Raw genomic sequence first — 19,271 nt, forward strand, 5'->3', positions numbered from 1 at the left:
TCCTTTATTAAAAAATATAGAGCACCCCTAAGTACACCAGCGTTCGTTAAACCGTCTAGTGAAACAACAGGACTGCTCTTAATCTCTAGCCCATATATTGAATTTGCTCTAGTACTTCTGTGATGCATGTTATAACGTTTAACCGCAGAGTACGCAGAGGTCGCAGAGGGAACGCTGTGTTTTCTATTATAAAGCGCGATATTATCGCGCCCCTTCCGTAACCACTCTGCGTACTCCGCGTACTCTGCGGTTAACAATCGTATCCCCAAAATAAAAAACCCGAAAATAGACATGCGTTAGCGTGCCCGCTTTTCGGATTCTCAATATCTCATCCACAATATTAGATTATGTTTATATCATATTCTCATAATAACATAGACTAGAAAGCACTACTATTTGAAAATTCATACAGTTTTCTATTAATAATAACTATGCTGCTTAGTGATAAATATTCATAAAAACTATGGTAATTAAAATAGAATATTTTCATACATCCACAGATAAGAGTGATTAAAAAGCGGGAAAAGCCCTAGTGGACCTTTCCCGCTTTTATAAAACTACTTAAGGTTATAGAATACTTTACGGCCTTGGTATTGTGCTGTGCCGCCAAGCTCTTCTTCAATTCTAAGCAACTGATTGTATTTCGCAATACGGTCAGTACGAGCAGGAGCACCAGTTTTGATTTGTCCGGCATTTACTGCAACAGCAATATCAGCGATGGTTGCATCCTCAGTTTCACCTGAACGATGTGAAACTACGCAGGTATAGCCCGCACGTTTTGCCATTTCCATAGTATCAAAAGTTTCAGTCAAAGTACCAATTTGGTTAACTTTTACCAATATGGAATTTCCGACTTTAGCTTCAATACCGCGGCTTAGACGCTCAGTATTGGTTACAAACAAGTCATCACCAACTAATTGTACTTTACCGCCAAGGCGCTCAGTCAAGAGGGACCAGCCAGCCCAATCATCTTCTGCCATACCATCTTCGATTGAGATAATAGGATATTTTTCAACTAGAGCAGCATAGAACTCCACAAGCTCAGCTGGAGTTTTAACTAAACCTTCGCCTTCAAGGTGGTAGCTGCCTTCCTTGAACATTTCTGAAGAAGCAACATCCAGTGCTAACGCAATTTGCTCACCAGGCTTGTAACCTGCTTTAGTAATTGCTTCCATGATAACTTCTAGAGCTTGCTCGTTGGAAGCAAGATTTGGCGCAAAACCGCCTTCATCGCCGATCGAAGTGCTTAAGCCGCGTCCTTTAAGAACACTCTTTAAGCTATGATATACTTCTGCCCCCATGCGGAGTGCTTCAGCAAAGTTCTCAGCACCAACAGGCATAACCATAAATTCTTGAATATCAACGTTATTATCAGCGTGTGCGCCGCCGTTAAGAATATTCATCATTGGTACTGGCAGCTGCTTTGCATTAAAACCACCTAAGTATTGATACAGCGGAACGCCTGCAGCTGCTGCCGCCGCTTTCGCTACTGCCATAGATACGCCTAGAAGAGCGTTGGCACCAAGATTGCTTTTGTTTGGCGTGCCGTCAAGTTCCAACATTGTTTGGTCAACGCCAACTTGATCAAATGCATCCATTCCGATTAGTTCTGGGGCAATAATGCTGTTAACGTTCTCTACAGCCTTAAGAACACCTTTTCCAAGATAGCGGCCTTTGTCACCATCACGCAGCTCGACTGCTTCAAAAATACCTGTTGAGGCGCCAGATGGAACGGCTGCCCGCCCTAAAGTGCCATCCTCTAATATTACGTCGACCTCAACTGTTGGGTTACCCCTGGAATCCATAATCTCACGGGCAAAAACATCAGCAATAATTGACATGTCATAACCTCCCAAATTAATTCATAATAGCATTGAATATATCGACCGCATAACAAGATTAATATATTAACCTATTTACTAAGCAGACTTTTTCCAGTCATTTCTACTGGCGCTTCTATTCCAGCCAGGCCAAGGATAGTAGGAGCAATATCAGCTAAAATACCTGAATTCAATTTTGCTGAACGGTATTGTTCTGATACCATGATGAATGGCACAGTATTTGTAGTATGAGCAGTAAATGGTTCTTTAGTGACTGAATCAACCATTACCTCGGCGTTTCCATGATCAGCTGTAATGCAGGTAATTCCGCCTGCATCGCGCATAGCATCCACCAAGCGGCCAACACAAGTATCAACAACTGAAACTGCTTTTACTGCCGCTGGGAAAACACCAGTATGGCCAACCATATCGCCGTTAGCATAATTGAGTATTATCAAATCATATTTGCCTGACTTAATCGCTTCAATAGCCTTATCTGTTACTTCAAGTGCACTCATATCTGGTTTTAGATCATATGTAGCTACCTTAGGAGATGGTATGAGTATTCTGTCCTCACCCTGCGATGGTTTCTCTTCTCCCCCATTGAAAAAGAAGGTAACATGAGCATACTTTTCCGTTTCGGCAATACGCAGCTGCTTCAAGCCCTTTTCGGCAAATATTTCTCCGAGTGTGTTTTTTAGATACTGCGGCTTATAAGCAACGGAAACGTCAAGCGTTTCGTCATACTGGGTCATAGTAGCGAAATGAAGAGGCATGAAGCCGCTTTTCCGTTCAAATCCATCAAAAGCTTTATCTACAAAAACTCTGGTAAGCTGTCTGGCACGATCTGGTCTGAAGTTGAAAAAGAAAACTCCATCACCGTTTTTGATACCGCAGTCCCCGCATCCTTCAATTACTGTTGGCAGAACAAATTCGTCAGTTTGTCCTTGGCTGTATGCCTGCTCAACAGCCTGGATGGCTGAAATTGCTTGCTCACCTGTACGATAGACTAAAGCAGCATAAGCTTTTTCGACTCTTTCCCAGCGCTTATCACGATCCATAGCATAGTAGCGGCCTGAAATAGTAGCAATACGACCGACACCTATTTCGGCAATTTTCGTTTCTAATTCTTGGATAAACTCTCTAGCACTTGACGGCGGAACATCACGTCCATCTAGGAAAGCATGCACGTATACGCGACTTAAACCGTAATTTTTGGCAAGCTCAAGCAAAGCATACAAGTGTTGATTATGGCTGTGTACCCCGCCATCTGATAATAATCCCATTAGATGAAGCGCGCCATTTGAAGCCTTCGTCTTTTCTATTAAATTTACTAAAACGTCATTTGCAAAAAATTCGCCCTCACGTATGGCCTTAGTTATACGGGTAAGTTCCTGATACACAATCCGTCCCGCACCGATATTCAGATGTCCAACTTCAGAGTTCCCCATCTGGCCTTCAGGCAACCCTACAGCTTCGCCTGAACAAGTTAAAGTTGTAGCTGGATACATCTCGGCAAGGAGTTTCATGTGCGGCGTTTGGGCTTGAGCAATAGCATTATAAGGATCAGTATCTTTGCCAATTCCCCAACCGTCTAGTATTGCTAATAAAATAGGAGTCTTTAATTTAGCCATTTAATTATTCACCCGGCTTTAAAATTTGACGATTTTGCTAAAACCAGCGGCATCTAGTGAAGCTCCACCCACTAATGCTCCGTCGATATCGCTTTTAGCCATAAGTTCGGCAATATTATCAGCTTTAACACTACCGCCATATTGGACTCTAACTTGATCAGCAGCATCTTGACCAAATAATTTGGCAACAGTGCGGCGAACAAAAGCGCATACTGCGTTAGCATCATCTGAAGATGCTGTCCTGCCTGTACCAATTGCCCAAATTGGTTCATAGGCGATAACCAAGCCAGCAACCTGTTCAGCTGTTAAGCCAGCCAATCCTGCCTCAACCTGAGCTCCAACAATTGCTTCAGTAGTACCAGCTTCACGCTGTTCCAAGCTTTCACCGCAACACATAATTGGTATTAAGCCATTAGCAAGAGCTGCTTTCAATTTATTATTTACAGTTTCATCAGTTTCTGCGAAATACTGACGACGTTCTGAATGTCCAATGATTACATACTGACAACCTGCGTCGTTAAGCATACCCGGGGAAATTTCGCCAGTAAACGCCCCTTGCTTTTCCCAGTGCATATTCTGTGCACCTAATTTTACATTTGTTCCATTTAATGCTTCCTTAACTACAAACAAAGACGTGAAGGTCGGGCATACAACAATATCAACATCTTTAGCATCTGCCGTAAGTTTTGCAAGTTCCTGAGCAAGTGATACCGCCTCAACAACCGTTTTGTGCATCTTCCAGTTACCAGCAATAATTGGTTTACGCATAAATTCTCCTCCTATTCATCACAAGCTTTACTTGTGAGCCAACTCTCTATCAGTCAGAGCAGCAATACCTGGAAGAACTTTTCCTTCTAGGTATTCTAATGATGCTCCACCACCAGTCGAAATATGGCTAATTTGAGCAGACAAGCCAGTTTTCTCTAAAGCCGCGATTGAGTCTCCGCCGCCGACAATACTTACAGCAGACGAAGCCGCTACAGCCTTAGCTACAGCTTCAGTACCTTTTGCAAAGGCATCCATCTCGAATACGCCCATAGGTCCGTTCCAAACAACTGTCTTTGCATCCGCTAATGCAGCAGCATAAGCTATAGAGGTTTCAGGACCAATGTCTAGGGCCATCCACTCCTCTTCAATTGCATCAAGCTTAACAACTTTGTTTTGAGCATCTGCGGCAAATTTATCGGCAATTACTACATCGGTAGGCAGCATGAGGTTAGTACCTTTGGCTTTAGCTTTTGCGATAAGTTCGCGAGCTAGGTCCAGCTTATCACCTTCTACAAGTGATTTACCGGTTTTGTAACCTTGAGCGGCAATAAAAGTGTTTGCCATTCCGCCGCCGATGATTAATGTATCGACTTTACTAATTAGGTTATCGATTACGCCAATTTTATCTGATACTTTAGCTCCGCCGATAATCGCAACAAATGGGCGTGTTGGATTAGTTACAGCTTTGCCTAAGAAATTAATTTCTTTTTCCATTAAAAGCCCTGCGACTGCTGGGATGAATTTAGTTATACCTTCAACAGATGCGTGGGCACGGTGAGATACGCCAAAAGCGTCGTTAACCGCAATATCAGCTAACGCAGCTAGTTCGCTGGAGAATTTCGAGTCATTCTTCTCTTCTTCTTTATAGTAGCGAAGATTCTCCAACATTAATACTTGACCAGGCTGCAGACTTTGAGCTATTTTCATAACTTCTGGTCCAATGCAGTCTGGTGCAAATTTAACTTCTCGTCCGAGTAGTGCTGCTAGTCTTTTAGCAACTGGTGCAAGGGAAAATTCAGGTACAGGTTGCCCCTTAGGACGGCCTAGATGGCTGCCAATAACTACCGCAGCGTTATTGGATAAAAGATATTCTAAAGTAGGAAGGGTAGCTTTGATTCTTGCATCATTAGTAATATTGCCTTCCTTATCCATAGGAACATTGTAATCAACGCGGATAAATACTCTTTTACCGCTTACATTAACATCGTGTAAGCTCTTTTTCTCCATGTTTATACCTCCAATTTACCTAGGCTGTTGAGAAAGATTTAGTTGCTAGGCGCACCGCAAAACCCATCAGCGCCGCGTACTACGAACGTACGCAAGCAATGGGTTTGAGGCTAAGTGGCGCAAATGAACCTTTATCGACAGCCTGAGGGTCACATCTGTGACCCTCCGCTTGTTTCAATCTACTATTACAGGCCTTTTTCGGCAATAAATTTAACTAAATCTACAACACGGTTTGAGTAGCCCCACTCGTTGTCGTACCAAGAAACTACTTTTACCATATTTCCTTCAATAACCATTGTGGATAGAGCATCAACAATGGATGAATTAGGGTTGCCATTGAAGTCTTTTGATACTAGTGGCTCTTCAGTGTAAGCCAAAATACCCTTTAGTTCGCCTTCAGCAGCAGCTTTAAGGGCAGCATTAATTTCTTCAGCAGTAGCTGTTTTGTCAAGTTCGGCAACAAGATCAACAACCGAAACGTTTGGTGTAGGAACACGCATTGCAAATCCGTTAAGTTTTCCTTTAAGTTCAGGAAGAACTAAAGCTACAGCTTTAGCAGCACCAGTTGTTGTTGGGATGATTGACATACCAGCAGCACGAGCACGACGAAGGTCTTTGTGAGGAAGGTCAAGGATTTGTTGGTCATTAGTATAAGCATGAACTGTTGTCATAAGACCACGTTTAATGCCAAATTTCTCATGAAGAACTTTAGCGAAAGGAGCTAAGCAGTTAGTTGTGCAAGATGCATTTGAGATAACATGATGATTAGCTGCCTCATATTTATCTTCGTTAACACCCATAACAATTGTAATATCTTCTTTTTTAGCTGGGGCAGAAATAATAACTTTTTTAGCACCTGCTTCAAGATGAGCTGCAGCTTTATCACGATCAGTGAAACGGCCTGTTGATTCAACAACAACTTCAACACCAAGATCTTTCCAAGGAAGTTTTGCTGGCTCGCGTTCAGCTAATACTTGAACAGCTTTGCCATTAACGATGATGCTGTTGCCGTCTACTTTTACTTCTGCGTTTAGTGTTCCATGGATTGAGTCGTATTTTAACAGGTGTGCAAGTGTTGCTGCATCTGTTAAGTCATTTACTGCTACAATTTCAACCGCAGGATTGTTTAGTGCTGCGCGAAATACATTACGACCGATACGTCCAAAACCGTTAATACCCACTTTAGTTGCCATTATAAAAGACCCCCTAATTATTTTAAAATTGCCCTAGCATTGCTAAGAGCTATATAATTGACTGAATGGCTCTAGCGGCAGCCTCATCGATAACGAGAACATCCTGACTACCAGCTCTAGTCACTGCAACAATAGCTTCAGCCTTTTGCTGGCCTCCTGCTACTGCAATAACTTTTCCTACTTCCGCCAGATCATTCAGACGAAAACCAACACTATTTGTCGTATAGATACAATCACCGCTTAAAGAGAAATAATGTCCTAGAGCTTCCCCAACACAATTTTTGCCGATATAATTAACAACATCAGGTTCATGACTTCGGCGCATAGACATAGTATGAGCTTCACCAATGCCATGTATTAAAATATCTGCGTGTTTTATCATATCAGCAACTTCATTTATATTAGGATCACTTGTCCGGACAGCTTCCAGTGCTTCTTCGCTCATACCATCAGGTATGTGCAGCAATCTATAGCGTCCGCCTAATTTAGTTGCCATAACAGCAGCGATAATATTCGCTTGGTACTCTACCTGCTCGCCTAGCCCGCCACGTGCCGGAACAACTGTCACAGTGGGCATCGAAGCATTTACCGTTTCAGCTAATGCTGCCATAGTAGAACCACCGCTTACGGCAATTATCATATCATCTTGCAAATACTCAGTCAGCACACTTGCAGCCGTTCTGCCGATTTCCCGAAAAACTGAATTATCAAGCTCGCTGTCACCTGGCACTATTATTACCTGTTTAATACCTAATTTTTCAGCCAGAATTGCTTCCAACTTAGTTAGCCCATGCAAAATCCCTACATATTGCGCTAATTCAGCTATTAAATTATGGCCTTCTTCAGTAACCGACATACCTAACCCCGAAAAATCAACTAATCCGGCTTCCTTTAGAAACTCAACATCAGCTCTAACAACCCGTTCACTTAAGCCGAGTAGTGCTGCTAATGCTCGCCTCCCAATAGGCTGAGCATATTGAATGTGTTTCAAAACATTGTAACGTTCCTCAACAACCGCTATTAAGTCAGGTGCAATCTTTCTTTGTAAGCGTATTATTCTTTCCACAATTCCCTCCGGGGTTATAACAGTCCCACTGGAACATTATATGTCCCAATATGACAAAAAATATGTCTTTAATAAAATTTTATTCGCCATTATAAATCTAACTCCTGCTGCTTAGGTAAATATTTCAGGAAAATATTTACCTAAGCATTTTTTGGAGCAAATATCCTTACTGCCACGAAAAATACTACCTAACTATATTATTACGTTACTGGATCATTAATTCATAAAAATTTTGTCACACATTTAAAACATTTTAATCCTATTTCCCGGGAAATATGCCTTTATTAGACATTGTAAGAGATGAAATGAGTCATAATGACTAAATCAGTCAGACCCTAGTCTGATTAAGCTTTATTGTTATTAAAGCTATAATTTGACTATACCAAGTTAGCTAGGGGGCATGAAATTATGAGCATTAGATTACTTCTCACTGCTATTGTCTTCAGCTTTATTTTACAATCAGCAAACATATCCCTCGCGGCTCAAGCAAAGCCGATTCAAATTACTGGTTTAGTGATCGATGCGCGAGGCTTAGGTCTTGAAAGAACCATGTCACCTACTATAATTGATCGTTATGGATTTGCACTCACGCTTTCTTCAAACGAATCTAATGTAATGACCAATCAAACTTCTATTGAATACTATACAAACGAAACTTTCAAGGATATCATCAGTGGAAATTCTTGCGCTGGTTCTAATTACCTAACAATAAGAGCAATTGGTGTTGAAAACGAACGAAAAAATCCTGTTGTAGCAATATTTGATGCTGAAAGAATTACCAGGACTCCTGGAATGCAGGAAATTTTTACACAGGGAAGAATTGTATTTATCCAATAACTTACCGGAGGCGAAATAAATGATTGTTTACGCCCACCGCGGTGCTCGCGGCTATGCTCCAGAAAACACCATGGCTTCATTTGAAAGAGCCTTGCAGTTCAATACTGATGGTATTGAACTAGATGTACACCTCAGTAAAGATGGGCATGTTGTAATATGTCATGATCATACAATAAACAGAACCAGTAATGCCCAAGGTCTTATTAGAGATTTTACACTGAGGGAACTTAAAAGTTATGATTTTGGCAGTTGGTACGGTTCAGCCTTTAAAGGAGAGCAAATTCTTACTCTCTCAGAATTTCTGGAATGGTACGCACCTAAGAATAAATTATTAAATATAGAAATTAAAAATGGTCCGATAATCTATTCAGATATCGAAGAGAAGGTTATAGACATACTTCATAAATTTAATGCTGTGGGCAGAACTATTATTTCTTCTTTTTATCACCCTTCTCTAAAAAAAGCTAAAGAGCTTGACAATCAAATAAAAACCGGCATTCTATTCGAATGCCGGCCAATAAATCCTCTACAAATGTTAATTGAAGCTAACGCAGACTATCTTCACCCATACTGGCAAAGTTTAGATAAAGCTTTCTGCCAACATGCGGCTGCCTCTGGTGTAAGTATTAATACCTATACCATAAATACCTGTGAGGAATATAATTTCGCAGCAAAGCTTGGTGTTAATGCAATCTTCACCGATTACCCAGCTCTGTTTATCACTCGTACTTAGCGAATTTAGGAAAGACGCAATATCACTTATTTGCCAACTGAATTTACTAGATCTTTCATTATTTTGTGTAATTCAGGATCGCTTTGAAGCATCTTCTTCATCATAGCTTGCATCTCAGGAGTTTTCATTTTTTCTTTCATCATATTTTGCATTTCAGGCGAATTCATCATTTCAGAACATTTCTTTTGCATCTCAGGATCGTTCATCATATCGCCCATTGCCTTACCATTCATGTGACCATGTTCTCCGCTGTGCATCATATTATTCATAGCCGGTTTCTGTTCAATATTCTTTTCAGCGGCATTAGCACTATATCCAAATCCAAAAGCAGAAATAGTAATTAACCCGCCAATAACAAGAGCTGTCATTGTTTTCTTCATTTAAAATCATCCTCCCTAAGTTGATAGTTTAAGGATACAACAAAATTGTGAAGAACTAATGAAGAAATTGTGAATATATTATAAAATTTATTCACCCACTAGAAAAATTCAACAAATGAGGAAGGCTTTGCGGCCTTCCTCATTTTCATTTCTAAATTTATTACTCGATTTAAAGACTTCAATAATGCAATTATTGGCTTAGCGAGGCTTACATATTTTTTCAGCCGTAGGTTAATAAATAATTTAGGTTCATCAAAATCATTCTAACTTAAATCGGAGTACAAAATGAGCATATTTGATCGATTAAGACGCAGAATTGAGGAAGAAGGCTTTGGACGAACAATAAAATATATAAGTTTGGTTGGATGGGATGAATTCAAAACTAGAATAACTGATACCTTGCTTGACCTGAAATACAGCGGCCGCTTGCTAAAGGGTCATCTACCTACTGCATATAAGCATCTTGGCGCTAATGATGTCTATCATACGGACTACGCTGCAATGCCGCATATCTTTAATCAGGTAACTATCAACCCACATGATGTATTAGTTGACGTTGGCTGCGGCAAAGGCAGAGTAATTAATTATTGGTTAAGCCAAGGGCATAGTAATAAAATTTATGGCCTCGAACTAGATCCGCTTGTCGCACAGGAAACGGCTGAACAATTCAAGCACCGGTCTAATGTAACTATATTACACGGTGACGCAATTTCCCAGCAGATGGCACTATCTTTTATCTATACAATCCTTTTTCTCAGGAAAAATTCTCTACGTTCGAGTCACGCATTGCTGAATTATCCAGCTCCAAAGAAACAACGCTTGTGTATTACCGTCCTAAAAGCTTGAATGTATTTGATAGCAGCCGCTGGGGTATACAATTAATAGATTTCGAAAAAGACCTCGGTATTCGTCAATGGGGCAGAATAAACAAATATCATAACCTTGCCATTATTAAGCCAAGATGCTAGAGAAATCAAAAAGGAAGGACAGCCTATTTTAAAGCTGCAGCCTTCCTTTGCTCATCTGTTAATATATGTACACCAATAAAAGAAGAAAAAATGCTGGAGTTTATCAACATTCGCGTCTTACTTCGATTACCCCGCTTACTCCTAAGATGCTGGCAATAGTATCCGGAACACTCCGATCGGGGGGAAGTTTTATTGCTAAAATAATAACAAGCGGATCATGTTCTTCTATCTTCACATCAACTATGCTAATTCCATATTGACCTAAGACCGAACAGATTGAGCCAAGCTGACCTGGCTGATTAGCTGCTGTAACTGCTAAAGTAACGGTATCAATAGTACAGACCCGATGCTCAACTTTTGTTAAAACTGTAAGTGTGATAAATACTAGCGCTGTAGTAACGACAGCCGCTAAGTAGTAACCGCTGCCGACCGCTAATCCAACACCTGATACCACCCATAAACTTGCCGCAGTAGTTAAACCTCTTACGGTAAGTCCTTCTTTCATAATACTTCCTGCGCCGAGAAAGCCGATACCGCTAACTACTTGTGCCGCAAGTCGGGCTGGATCGGCATTAGTAAGCCCCTCAACCGTTCCATAAATATTTATTGAAAGAATCATAATAAGACAGGAGCCCATACTAACGAGAATGTGAGTTCTTAAACCCGCTGATTTATGACGAGCTTGCCGCTCATAGCCGATAATCCCACCTAAAATACCAGCAGCCGCTATTCTGAGGGCTATATCTAAATCTCCAATCACGGTATGCCTCCTTTATGAATAAATGATTTAACCGCAGAGTTCGCGGAGGACGCAGAGTGGTTACAAAATTTCCTTAATAATAGATTAAAGGCGCGATATTTATCGCGCTTAATAGTCTTACTCTATAATATACTAAATCTTTCGACTAAATTCAACAAATCTAATATTTAAGCCCAAACTCAAAATGGCAATCAATTTTTATTAAGGATTAATATTTTTCTTACCGCTGATGTTATCGATATTTATCTCCACAACCGCACAACTATCAGCCATTTGCTCATTAACAATATGATATTTCTTACCTTCAGCATGTGCTTCCATTAGCGCATTCAAAACGGCTGCCTTCTGGGCCGAGCATTCGATTAATCTTGCCTTTCCGAATACCACAACTGAAGTATAGCGAGTTGAGCAGCTGCAAGGTTTTTCGCTAATTACTAGTTCGTTTACTTGGCTAACTTCAAAGCAAACCTTTTCATTAGCCTTAATATTTTCAAGCTTATGGCCACTTTTAGCACAATGAAAATATATTTTATCATCATGATAAACATAATTTAAAGGTGTTATGTATGGCTGACCTTCACCACATGTTGCCAGTCGCCCTGTAATATTTGAGCCTAGAAAATTCTTAGCCTCTTCTTCACCCATCCAAACCATCGGCACAATTATCACTCTCCCTTTATCTTTACTTAACATATTCTTTCCATATATAGAAAAATCCTACTAAGATTAGGACCAAAACGGGGGAAATATAATAACCGCAGAGTACGCAGAGTTCGCGAGGGTTACGTCAAAATCTCGCGCGATGTTATCGCTCAAAAAATAATAACTCACCGTTCCCTCTGCGTCCTCCGCGTACTCTGCGGTTAAAAAGTCGTCGTTTCCTATCCTTCGTTCTTTGCAAGCGCAAGTTTAGCCTGAATCATCAGCGCACATTCAAGGCGCTTTTTCTGCAGTTCACAACCTACCTTATAAGGCTGATCGATATTATCATTAAATAGTTGGGCATTGGCGTGGCAGCCACCGCTGCAATAGAAGCGCGCCCAGCAGTCACGGCATTCCGGTTTATTCAGCACATGCGCTTTGCGGAAACGCTCAGGCATTTCGTGCTTAGTTACACCCTCATAGATAGTACCAAGCAAATATTCCTCTCGCCCTACAAACTGATGGCAAGGATATAGATGTCCTTCAGGTGTTACAGCAAAGTATTCATGACCAGCCCCACATCCGCTTAAACGTTTAGCAACGCAAGGGCCATTATTTATATCAAGATTAAAATGGAAGAAATCAAAACCATTTCCTCTTAGTTTACGCTCAAGATACTCTACCGCAAGTTTCTCATATTGATCGAACAATATTGGCAAATGCTCGTCTTCCAGCGCATAATCGCAATCCTTGGCTACTACCGGCTCCACTGACAACTGGCTAAAGCCAAGATCAGCCATGGCGAGTACATCTTCGGCAAAATCTAAGTTATGGGCTGTAAAAGTACCGCGAAGATAGTAATTTTGGTCATTGCGAGACTTTATAGCTTTACGTACATTGGCGGCAACATCATCAAAGCTTCCGCTTCCATCAGCATATGGGCGCATATTGTCGTGAACCTCACGGCGACCGTCCATGCTAAGCACTAAGCTAATATTATTATCATTTAAATATTGAATAGTTTTGTCATCCAAAAGCACGCCATTAGTTGTAAGCGTCAGTTTAAACACTTTCCCTGTCTCGACTTCACGGCGACGTACATATTCCACAACATGCTTTACTGTATCCATATTCATCAGCGGTTCACCGCCGAAAAAGTCTAGCTCGCAATTACGGCGTTTACCACTGTTTTCAATAATAAAATCGACGGCACGCTCACCGATTTCCTTAGGCATAAAACCACGGGTGTGACCGAAATCGCCTGTTCCTGCAAAACAATAATTACATCTTAAATTACAGTCATGAGCTATGTGCAAACAAAGTGACTTAACTAGTGGTTTGTCACTAAAAGTCGGCGGCACATCCAGCGTAGGTGCAAATAACTCTTCATTAGCCATAAGTTCATGAAGTTCAGCCAACACTTCAACAACCTCAGCCTTATCATACTGTTCACTAAGAGCCTCTACAACCTTATCGTCATTACTGCCATCAAAGACATCCATTATATCAAAAACCAACTTATCAACAACATGCACAGCCCCGCTGTTAACATCAAGCAATATATATAATCCGTTTAAATAAAACTTATGTATATTCATTAGTAAACTTTCAACCTCTCAGTATTAAATATTAAATAACCGCAAAGTCGCGAAGGACGCAAAGAAAACGCAAAATAATTTAAATTCATTTACAACCCTTTGTGTGCTTTGCGCTTTTGCGGTTAAAAAAACGCCATTCCCCAACAAAATAAGCCCCTTGCCGGAATTCGGCAAGGGGCTATCCTTGCGGCCTACTTCTGACAGACCTGGTTGCCAACGGTGCATGATGTTTTACATGCCGACTGACAGGAAGCCTGGCACTCTCCGCAGCCACCAGTATGTACTGTGCTTTGCAGAGAAGCTTTATTAACAGTAGTAATACGTTTTGCCATGGTAATCCCTCCTTGCCGCAAAAAAGTTAAAAAGTTGCTTAGTTTATTTTAGCTTTTTTCCCGGCAGGAATCAAGTCAAATCATTATTGCGGTACAAGAACTAGTTTAACCGGCAGGTTTGAAGCACCAGGCGGACTGAAAGTAAACCATAATGATTGTCCACCGTCAAATACTCCTAGTCTTTCAATATCTGTAATTTTGTTTTCGCCAAAGAATAAGCTGTTTGATGGTGTTTCAAGCGCAAATTCGTTTTGATGGCGATATTTCAATCCTATTCCGCCCGCATATACGCCACCGCGCGGATTTAGATAGTATCCAATCTTGCCATTATATGTTGTCGGCAAGAACATTTTATAGACAATGCCATAATTACCATAATTAATTACTTCACTGCCATCGGTCGCGTCAATGCCTGTAACATACCTATCAATGACATTATCAGCAAGAGTAACTACCGACATATTATCTTTTTGGCCGTTAAATACTTTCTGCCCAACAATCATCCGATCTTTTCCTTCAAAAGTTCCTCTCAGACGATGCTGATCTGCAGGCAGCACTTTAGCTTCTGCGGCAAACTTCTCGATATCTTCATTTACCGGCATCATCATAACTTTTACGTTTACTGGCTTGTCGCTTATAAAATCATAGATACCATGCACAAGCTCATTAGGCTGGACAATCTTTTCACTAAGGCTAGTGTCCAAAATTCTGCTGCTTTGCTGATATACTTCAAGCAAATAGAGGTTATTTCCCTTTAAGTATTGCATTTGGGCGTCTTTACCCACTAATAAATAATCAAGATTCGGTCCGCCTAAACCAAAACGGGATACAGTTACATGAGCCGTCTCATTACCTTTGTTCTCTAGCAATACAACAATTTTTTTAGGCTCTTTAGTATCGTTAACGTGATGGAAAAATAGACGCACATTACCACTGACCGTATCTTGGTATGTAATACCAATATCAGGCACCATCTCTGGACTATCAGATAATAGCAGCTTTCCGCCGTATGATGAAGAAGTTACCGGCCATTCCGGCAAATCTAATACGTCCTTGCCCTGAAGTTTATATTCTGAAGCAAATACAGTTGAGCTGATTATCGAAGCCAGCAGTAAAACTGGCATAATTTTGCGCAGCCAATTCATAGTTATTACCCCCTTTTTACATGCTACATTATAACAACCATAGTCTGGTATGTAAATGTAAGATGTTTACAGGGGTAGTATACACTAACGTAAAACACCCCTTTCCGTTAGGATAGGGGTGTTTTCTCTATAGCGTATTTGTACCAGCGGCTCGATTAGCTGCATTAATGGCTTGGTTTGCTAAATCAATTGATTGCCCAAGCGTGTGAAGTTCCTGCACTGAGTTATGGAATCCTTGACTATTTGCTGCTGCAACATAATCCCAATACCATTGTGCTTGACGCAGCAACTCCCTCGCCTTATTGAGCTCAGTTTGATTTACTGCAGGTACTGCTGCTGCCTTCGCTATGGCTTCATGACCGCGTGCTACAGTCAGTCCGGCTGTATGCTGCAGCTGCCAGGTATTATCTTGAATAGCTTTCGTCTGATTATACAGCTGATCAGACGTTTGGTTATGGCATGGCAGACAAGATTCATTAATGTTTTTCAATGGGCTGGTGACCCAGTGAGATGTATACTTTTGACCGCTGCTTCGCATGTATGGCATATGACAGTCAGAACAAGATACACCTGACTTGCCATGAGTACCATTAGACCATTCCTCATAATCGGGATGCTGAGCCTTAAGCACAGGTGTCTGCGAATCGGGGTGAATGAAGTCCTGCGCAAAGCCGTTAGGTTTGTCCGCATAATATTGATACATTTCCTGTGGCGTATAGCCCTTGTCCCAAGGGAAAACAACCTTAGTGCTGCCTGGTTCAAAATAATACTCAGAATGACATTGTCCACAAACATAACTACGCATCTCCTGGCGGCTGGCTTTTGTTACGTCTACACCCTTTCGAGACATAGCCTCAATAAAACCAGGCTGAGTGACCCTTAAATTCATGTTTGCGGGGTCATGACAATTAGCACAACTTACCGGATGTTTTGACTTTTCAATCAGTTCGCTTAACGGTTTATTAGCATATACCCAGCCCATTTCGTTATAGAATTGCTCAACTGCAGGTGTTTTACATGTTATGCAAGCACCTTTACTAGCCGGGCTTATGCGCTTGGAGTGAAGCAGGTCTTCAATAGAGTATGGGTGACCGCGATCTTCTGTATAGTCTTTACTGAAAGGATTGCCTTTGAAATTAGTATATATTTCATTTTGCCTTTCAGCTTTCTGTACATTAACACTTCCGCCATATCCTGTTGGTGAAGGAGCCGTTTCTTTATTTTTTAGATAACTCTGATATTCAAGAGGATAGTACTTCCCCCATACTGCTGGATCATATTCTCCAGCGGGGATTGCGGTAAGCTTGATTGTTGATGGTGGTTTTAATGCCCATACCCTAACAACTACAAAACCAAAAAACACTACAAGAGTACCTAAAAATACTGCTAGAAATTTTTGTTTTCTACTCAACTTTCACTCCTCCTTCACTGCCACCGCGTCCATGCGGCAAACCGCGATGACAGCTGATGCAGCTTGTATCACCATGGGATAAGAATGTGTTTTTAACAACATAAGCGTGGCAGCGCAGACAATTTTTATTAGCTATTTGTTCGGCTGTTTCGGTGAACTCAATGGTATTAGGATAATCTCTAAGAACTTCGTGATAAGTATGTCTCATACCATTCTCACCTTTTACATAAAGCTTGGAAAAAATATTATCCTGAGGCAAATGACAGTCACCACAAGTAAATTGCTGATGACTTGATACTTGCCAGGTGTTATATACGTGCTGCATAGAATGACAGCTTCCGCAAAAGGATGGTTTATCAGCATATGAAAGCCCAGCGCCGAATAGCAGCATACCAATTACTGCTCCACAGAACCCTAAAAATATTAGTTTTAATGCATTGGCTGACCAAAATCCGTTCTTGTCCAATAAAATCACCATCCTGCCTACTGCAATAAAGTGAGACCATTCAGCCAAATTCACATGGCGACAAAATATTATCTTGATAAAGCATAACTATGTAACCCAGGCAGCAGCAAGTTGACACCAATAAAGGTAAACAGCACAGCAGCGAAACCAGCAACAGCCCAATTCATTGCTTTTTTCCCCTTCCACCCTAAGGCCGTTCGGCCATGCAAATATACTGCATATATAATCCAGGTAATGAGCGACCAAGTTTCCTTAGGATCCCAGCGCCAATAATCACCCCAGGCATACTCAGCCCAAATAGCGCCTGTAATGATCAATAAGGTGAGAAAAGGGACGGCAAATGTAATAGCTTGGTGTACCAGCTTATCGATTGTTTCCAATGAGGGTAACAGTAAATTTAAAGCATTTGCATGACTATCATCTTCCAGCTTACTTTTCCATAAATACATAACAGCTAATGCAAATGACACAGCTAATGCACCGTAGGCTATAACCGCTGTTGCTACATGAGCCATCAGCCAATTACTCTTTAAGGCAGGCATTAGCGGTCTTACTTCTTGCTGAAATAGCGCAAATATACCTGTCAAAACAAAGGCCACCGGTAGAATAAACGCCCCTATAGTGTTGTTCTTGTACCTTGATTCAACATATAGGTGAAAAAGAATTATTCCCCAAACAAATGCCATGCCGAACTCGTACATATTAGCAAACGGCAGTCTGCCGGCAGCACCAGTCCTAACGACCAAAGCCAATGTGTTAGAGACAAAGCCGCTAATAACAGCTATTCTCGCATACCGTACCAATGTTTTGTTTTCTAAAGCTACATAAGCAATATACAAACCACAAGCAGCAAAATAACAGAAAAAGGCTGCTAAAAACAACTGACTATCCATATTATCCCCCCCTTACAGCACTGTGGCATGTGCTCAACTTGATTTGAAGCTCATTGGAAATACGATATCCTTCCTGATTCTTCCCCGCAACCGCCATAACTTTTACAATACTACTGTTGTTGTCATCAGTAATTCTTAGCCATACCCTTTTGTGTCTTATATATAAACTGCAAAAAAAACCGACTGTCATTAAAAAAAAGCCCAGCCATACAATTGGCAGCCCAGGGTTATATTTAATCTGAAAACCTGATACTGGAACAGCTTGAGTAAATCTAACTAATAACTCATCACTTAGCTTTATTGGCTTACCAATTGGTGCTGCTCCCCAGTCTATTTCCCGACCGCCCGCATAAATAATATACAGAACATGCGGATTTCTGGCTTCGTTAGACTGGCTTACCATTGGTCTTGCCGGATTGAAGTCGGGGATATACCGTACAGCCTGAACCGCAAGTCCTGCCTGGTCACTGATGACCATACCACTGCTTTCAATTACTTCTTGCTGTTTTATCACACGGCCTCTTCCGTCCATCACTTCGGTGTTAATCGACGTACTATAAGACTGCTGATATATACTTACATCATTAAAACTTAGCGGATGATTTACCTTAATCAGTTTTGAAACAACTTCCTGACCATCACGGATGACAGCAGTATCACTTATCCAATCAGATACTGAACCGTCCTCATAAAATTCCGTAGTAAAATTATTTAATTTTATTTCAAATTGTTGTCCGTTTTGCGGCATAACAGTATAACTGCTGCCAACTTTTAAAGATATCTCATGGTTATAGCCAAAAACGTTTCCTATAAGTGCACCCGCCGCAATAAACAGAATTGATAAATGAACAGCAAAAGTTCCCCAGGGAGCAATTTTACCTTTCTCACCATAGATATAATATCCTGAATCAGTAAGCAGACTGACCACTTTATACCCCATGGTATTAAGGCAGTTATAAGCAATTACTGCCGCTTGGTTGGTTTTTAAATCTAATCTTAGTGAGTTTGCCTCGGCCTGCTGATCTGCACCTCTAACCCAGGAGTAGTCAACTGGAAATGTTGCCTGCCATAATGCTTTAGCCCGTTTCATACTGCATGAAGCAACATTAAAGCACAGCAACCCTTCTAACCCCTGAAACCAAAGTGAATTATAAATTGATGGCTTAAATATTCCTACAATTGCAGCTACACAAATTACCCCTAAGATTATCATGCCTCCGCGCATCGATGCCATAGCAGACCATACTACATCAAAACTTTGTTTTACTGAAGTACTGCCGCTTGGCGGTATTACCGGTTTATCTGACATACTCACCCTCCGGAAATTCCATCTAATAACCTAAATAATGGACACTATCAACTAGTATTCTTAATATTTCTAAAAATATAAGTAAATAA

The 19,271-nt window shown here is 41.0% G+C and carries 19 protein-coding genes; 3 read left to right on the plus strand and 16 right to left on the minus strand.

Going from position 1 to position 19,271, the window contains the following annotated elements; translation table 11 throughout:
* Positions 1-557: 557 nt before the first annotated feature.
* The 6 genes from eno to V6C17_RS04865 all read right to left on the minus strand — a co-directional run bounded on the left by eno (position 558) and on the right by V6C17_RS04865 (position 7,708).
* Positions 558-1,841 (minus strand): phosphopyruvate hydratase, encoded by a 1,284-nt coding sequence (gene eno, locus V6C17_RS04840; RefSeq protein ID WP_333521417.1) that lies wholly within the window; start codon positions 1,839-1,841, stop codon positions 558-560.
* Positions 1,842-1,912: 71 nt separating this feature from the next.
* Positions 1,913-3,454 carry a 2,3-bisphosphoglycerate-independent phosphoglycerate mutase gene (gpmI, locus tag V6C17_RS04845; RefSeq protein ID WP_333521418.1) on the minus strand — a complete coding sequence of 514 codons (1,542 nt, stop codon included), beginning with the start codon at positions 3,452-3,454 and terminating at the stop codon, positions 1,913-1,915.
* Positions 3,455-3,472: 18 nt separating this feature from the next.
* A complete protein-coding gene (gene tpiA, locus V6C17_RS04850) occupies positions 3,473-4,222 on the minus strand; it encodes a triose-phosphate isomerase (RefSeq protein ID WP_333521419.1) in 750 nt (249 codons plus the stop codon).
* A 27-nt stretch (positions 4,223-4,249) separates the two neighbouring features.
* Entirely contained in the window at positions 4,250-5,449 is a 1,200-nt protein-coding gene (locus V6C17_RS04855) for a phosphoglycerate kinase (protein WP_333521420.1), read from the minus strand.
* 185 nt (positions 5,450-5,634) lie between these two features.
* Entirely contained in the window at positions 5,635-6,642 is a 1,008-nt protein-coding gene (gap, locus tag V6C17_RS04860; protein ID WP_333521421.1) for a type I glyceraldehyde-3-phosphate dehydrogenase, read from the minus strand.
* Between the two features lie 49 nt (positions 6,643-6,691).
* The gene (locus V6C17_RS04865; RefSeq protein WP_333521422.1) at positions 6,692-7,708 is read right to left on the minus strand and encodes a sugar-binding transcriptional regulator; all 1,017 of its coding nucleotides are present in this window, start codon (positions 7,706-7,708) and stop codon (positions 6,692-6,694) included.
* Positions 7,709-8,116: 408 nt separating this feature from the next.
* On the opposite strand from V6C17_RS04865, the gene V6C17_RS04870 reads away from it, so the two are divergent.
* Both V6C17_RS04870 and V6C17_RS04875 read left to right on the plus strand, forming a co-directional pair.
* Positions 8,117-8,545, plus strand: a complete 429-nt coding sequence (locus V6C17_RS04870; protein WP_333521423.1) for a hypothetical protein — start codon at positions 8,117-8,119, stop codon at positions 8,543-8,545.
* A 19-nt stretch (positions 8,546-8,564) separates the two neighbouring features.
* Positions 8,565-9,278 (plus strand): glycerophosphodiester phosphodiesterase, encoded by a 714-nt coding sequence (locus V6C17_RS04875; protein WP_333521424.1) that lies wholly within the window; start codon positions 8,565-8,567, stop codon positions 9,276-9,278.
* Between the two features lie 26 nt (positions 9,279-9,304).
* Here the strand turns inward: V6C17_RS04875 and V6C17_RS04880 are convergent, their stop codons facing one another.
* A complete protein-coding gene (locus tag V6C17_RS04880; RefSeq protein ID WP_333521425.1) occupies positions 9,305-9,658 on the minus strand; it encodes a hypothetical protein in 354 nt (117 codons plus the stop codon).
* A 285-nt stretch (positions 9,659-9,943) separates the two neighbouring features.
* On the opposite strand from V6C17_RS04880, the gene V6C17_RS04885 reads away from it, so the two are divergent.
* Positions 9,944-10,504: an rRNA adenine N-6-methyltransferase family protein gene (locus V6C17_RS04885; protein WP_333521426.1), complete on the plus strand. Its 561-nt coding sequence runs from the start codon at positions 9,944-9,946 to the stop codon at positions 10,502-10,504.
* Positions 10,505-10,729: 225 nt separating this feature from the next.
* Here the strand turns inward: V6C17_RS04885 and V6C17_RS04890 are convergent, their stop codons facing one another.
* From V6C17_RS04890 to V6C17_RS04930, 9 genes are all read right to left on the minus strand, one after another.
* Complete coding sequence (locus tag V6C17_RS04890; protein WP_333521427.1) at positions 10,730-11,386, minus strand: MgtC/SapB family protein; 657 nt, start codon at positions 11,384-11,386, stop codon at positions 10,730-10,732.
* Positions 11,387-11,587: 201 nt separating this feature from the next.
* Positions 11,588-12,040, minus strand: a complete 453-nt coding sequence (locus tag V6C17_RS04895) for a pyridoxamine 5'-phosphate oxidase family protein (protein WP_333521961.1) — start codon at positions 12,038-12,040, stop codon at positions 11,588-11,590.
* A 227-nt stretch (positions 12,041-12,267) separates the two neighbouring features.
* Positions 12,268-13,626 (minus strand): thioether cross-link-forming SCIFF peptide maturase, encoded by a 1,359-nt coding sequence (gene scfB / locus V6C17_RS04900; RefSeq protein ID WP_333521428.1) that lies wholly within the window; start codon positions 13,624-13,626, stop codon positions 12,268-12,270.
* Positions 13,627-13,817: 191 nt separating this feature from the next.
* Positions 13,818-13,958 (minus strand): six-cysteine ranthipeptide SCIFF, encoded by a 141-nt coding sequence (gene scfA, locus V6C17_RS04905; RefSeq protein ID WP_333521429.1) that lies wholly within the window; start codon positions 13,956-13,958, stop codon positions 13,818-13,820.
* Positions 13,959-14,041: 83 nt separating this feature from the next.
* Positions 14,042-15,103, minus strand: a complete 1,062-nt coding sequence (locus V6C17_RS04910; RefSeq protein WP_333521430.1) for a copper amine oxidase — start codon at positions 15,101-15,103, stop codon at positions 14,042-14,044.
* Between the two features lie 127 nt (positions 15,104-15,230).
* Positions 15,231-16,514: an ammonia-forming cytochrome c nitrite reductase subunit c552 gene (locus tag V6C17_RS04915; protein ID WP_333521431.1), complete on the minus strand. Its 1,284-nt coding sequence runs from the start codon at positions 16,512-16,514 to the stop codon at positions 15,231-15,233.
* Positions 16,507-16,980 (minus strand): cytochrome c3 family protein, encoded by a 474-nt coding sequence (locus tag V6C17_RS04920; protein WP_333521432.1) that lies wholly within the window; start codon positions 16,978-16,980, stop codon positions 16,507-16,509. The genes V6C17_RS04915 and V6C17_RS04920 overlap by 8 nt, the downstream gene beginning before the upstream one ends.
* Positions 16,981-17,048: 68 nt before the next feature.
* Positions 17,049-17,873: a c-type cytochrome biogenesis protein CcsB gene (gene ccsB, locus V6C17_RS04925; protein WP_333521433.1), complete on the minus strand. Its 825-nt coding sequence runs from the start codon at positions 17,871-17,873 to the stop codon at positions 17,049-17,051.
* A 1-nt stretch (position 17,874) separates the two neighbouring features.
* The gene (locus tag V6C17_RS04930) at positions 17,875-19,182 is read right to left on the minus strand and encodes a cytochrome c biogenesis protein ResB (RefSeq protein ID WP_333521434.1); all 1,308 of its coding nucleotides are present in this window, start codon (positions 19,180-19,182) and stop codon (positions 17,875-17,877) included.
* Positions 19,183-19,271: the final 89 nt, after the last annotated feature.

It is taken from the genome of Dendrosporobacter sp. 1207_IL3150, from assembly GCF_036763085.1.
Classification (GTDB): Bacteria; Bacillota; Negativicutes; order DSM-1736; family Dendrosporobacteraceae; genus JBAIYU01.

Bases quoted from the DNA above. Each gene is read 5' to 3' on its own strand.
- eno (WP_333521417.1), bottom strand. From the start codon at position 1,841: ATGTCAATTATTGCTGATGTTTTTGCCCGTGAGATTATGGATTCCAGG.
- gpmI (WP_333521418.1), bottom strand. From the start codon at position 3,454: ATGGCTAAATTAAAGACTCCTATTTTATTAGCAATACTAGACGGTTGG.
- tpiA (WP_333521419.1), bottom strand. From the start codon at position 4,222: ATGCGTAAACCAATTATTGCTGGTAACTGGAAGATGCACAAAACGGTT.
- V6C17_RS04855 (WP_333521420.1), bottom strand. From the start codon at position 5,449: ATGGAGAAAAAGAGCTTACACGATGTTAATGTAAGCGGTAAAAGAGTA.
- gap (WP_333521421.1), bottom strand. From the start codon at position 6,642: ATGGCAACTAAAGTGGGTATTAACGGTTTTGGACGTATCGGTCGTAAT.
- V6C17_RS04870 (WP_333521423.1), top strand. From the start codon at position 8,117: ATGAGCATTAGATTACTTCTCACTGCTATTGTCTTCAGCTTTATTTTA.
- V6C17_RS04875 (WP_333521424.1), top strand. From the start codon at position 8,565: ATGATTGTTTACGCCCACCGCGGTGCTCGCGGCTATGCTCCAGAAAAC.
- V6C17_RS04880 (WP_333521425.1), bottom strand. From the start codon at position 9,658: ATGAAGAAAACAATGACAGCTCTTGTTATTGGCGGGTTAATTACTATT.
- V6C17_RS04885 (WP_333521426.1), top strand. From the start codon at position 9,944: ATGAGCATATTTGATCGATTAAGACGCAGAATTGAGGAAGAAGGCTTT.
- V6C17_RS04895 (WP_333521961.1), bottom strand. From the start codon at position 12,040: ATGGTTTGGATGGGTGAAGAAGAGGCTAAGAATTTTCTAGGCTCAAAT.
- scfB (WP_333521428.1), bottom strand. From the start codon at position 13,626: ATGAATATACATAAGTTTTATTTAAACGGATTATATATATTGCTTGAT.
- scfA (WP_333521429.1), bottom strand. From the start codon at position 13,958: ATGGCAAAACGTATTACTACTGTTAATAAAGCTTCTCTGCAAAGCACA.
- V6C17_RS04910 (WP_333521430.1), bottom strand. From the start codon at position 15,103: ATGAATTGGCTGCGCAAAATTATGCCAGTTTTACTGCTGGCTTCGATA.
- ccsB (WP_333521433.1), bottom strand. From the start codon at position 17,873: ATGGATAGTCAGTTGTTTTTAGCAGCCTTTTTCTGTTATTTTGCTGCT.
- V6C17_RS04930 (WP_333521434.1), bottom strand. From the start codon at position 19,182: ATGTCAGATAAACCGGTAATACCGCCAAGCGGCAGTACTTCAGTAAAA.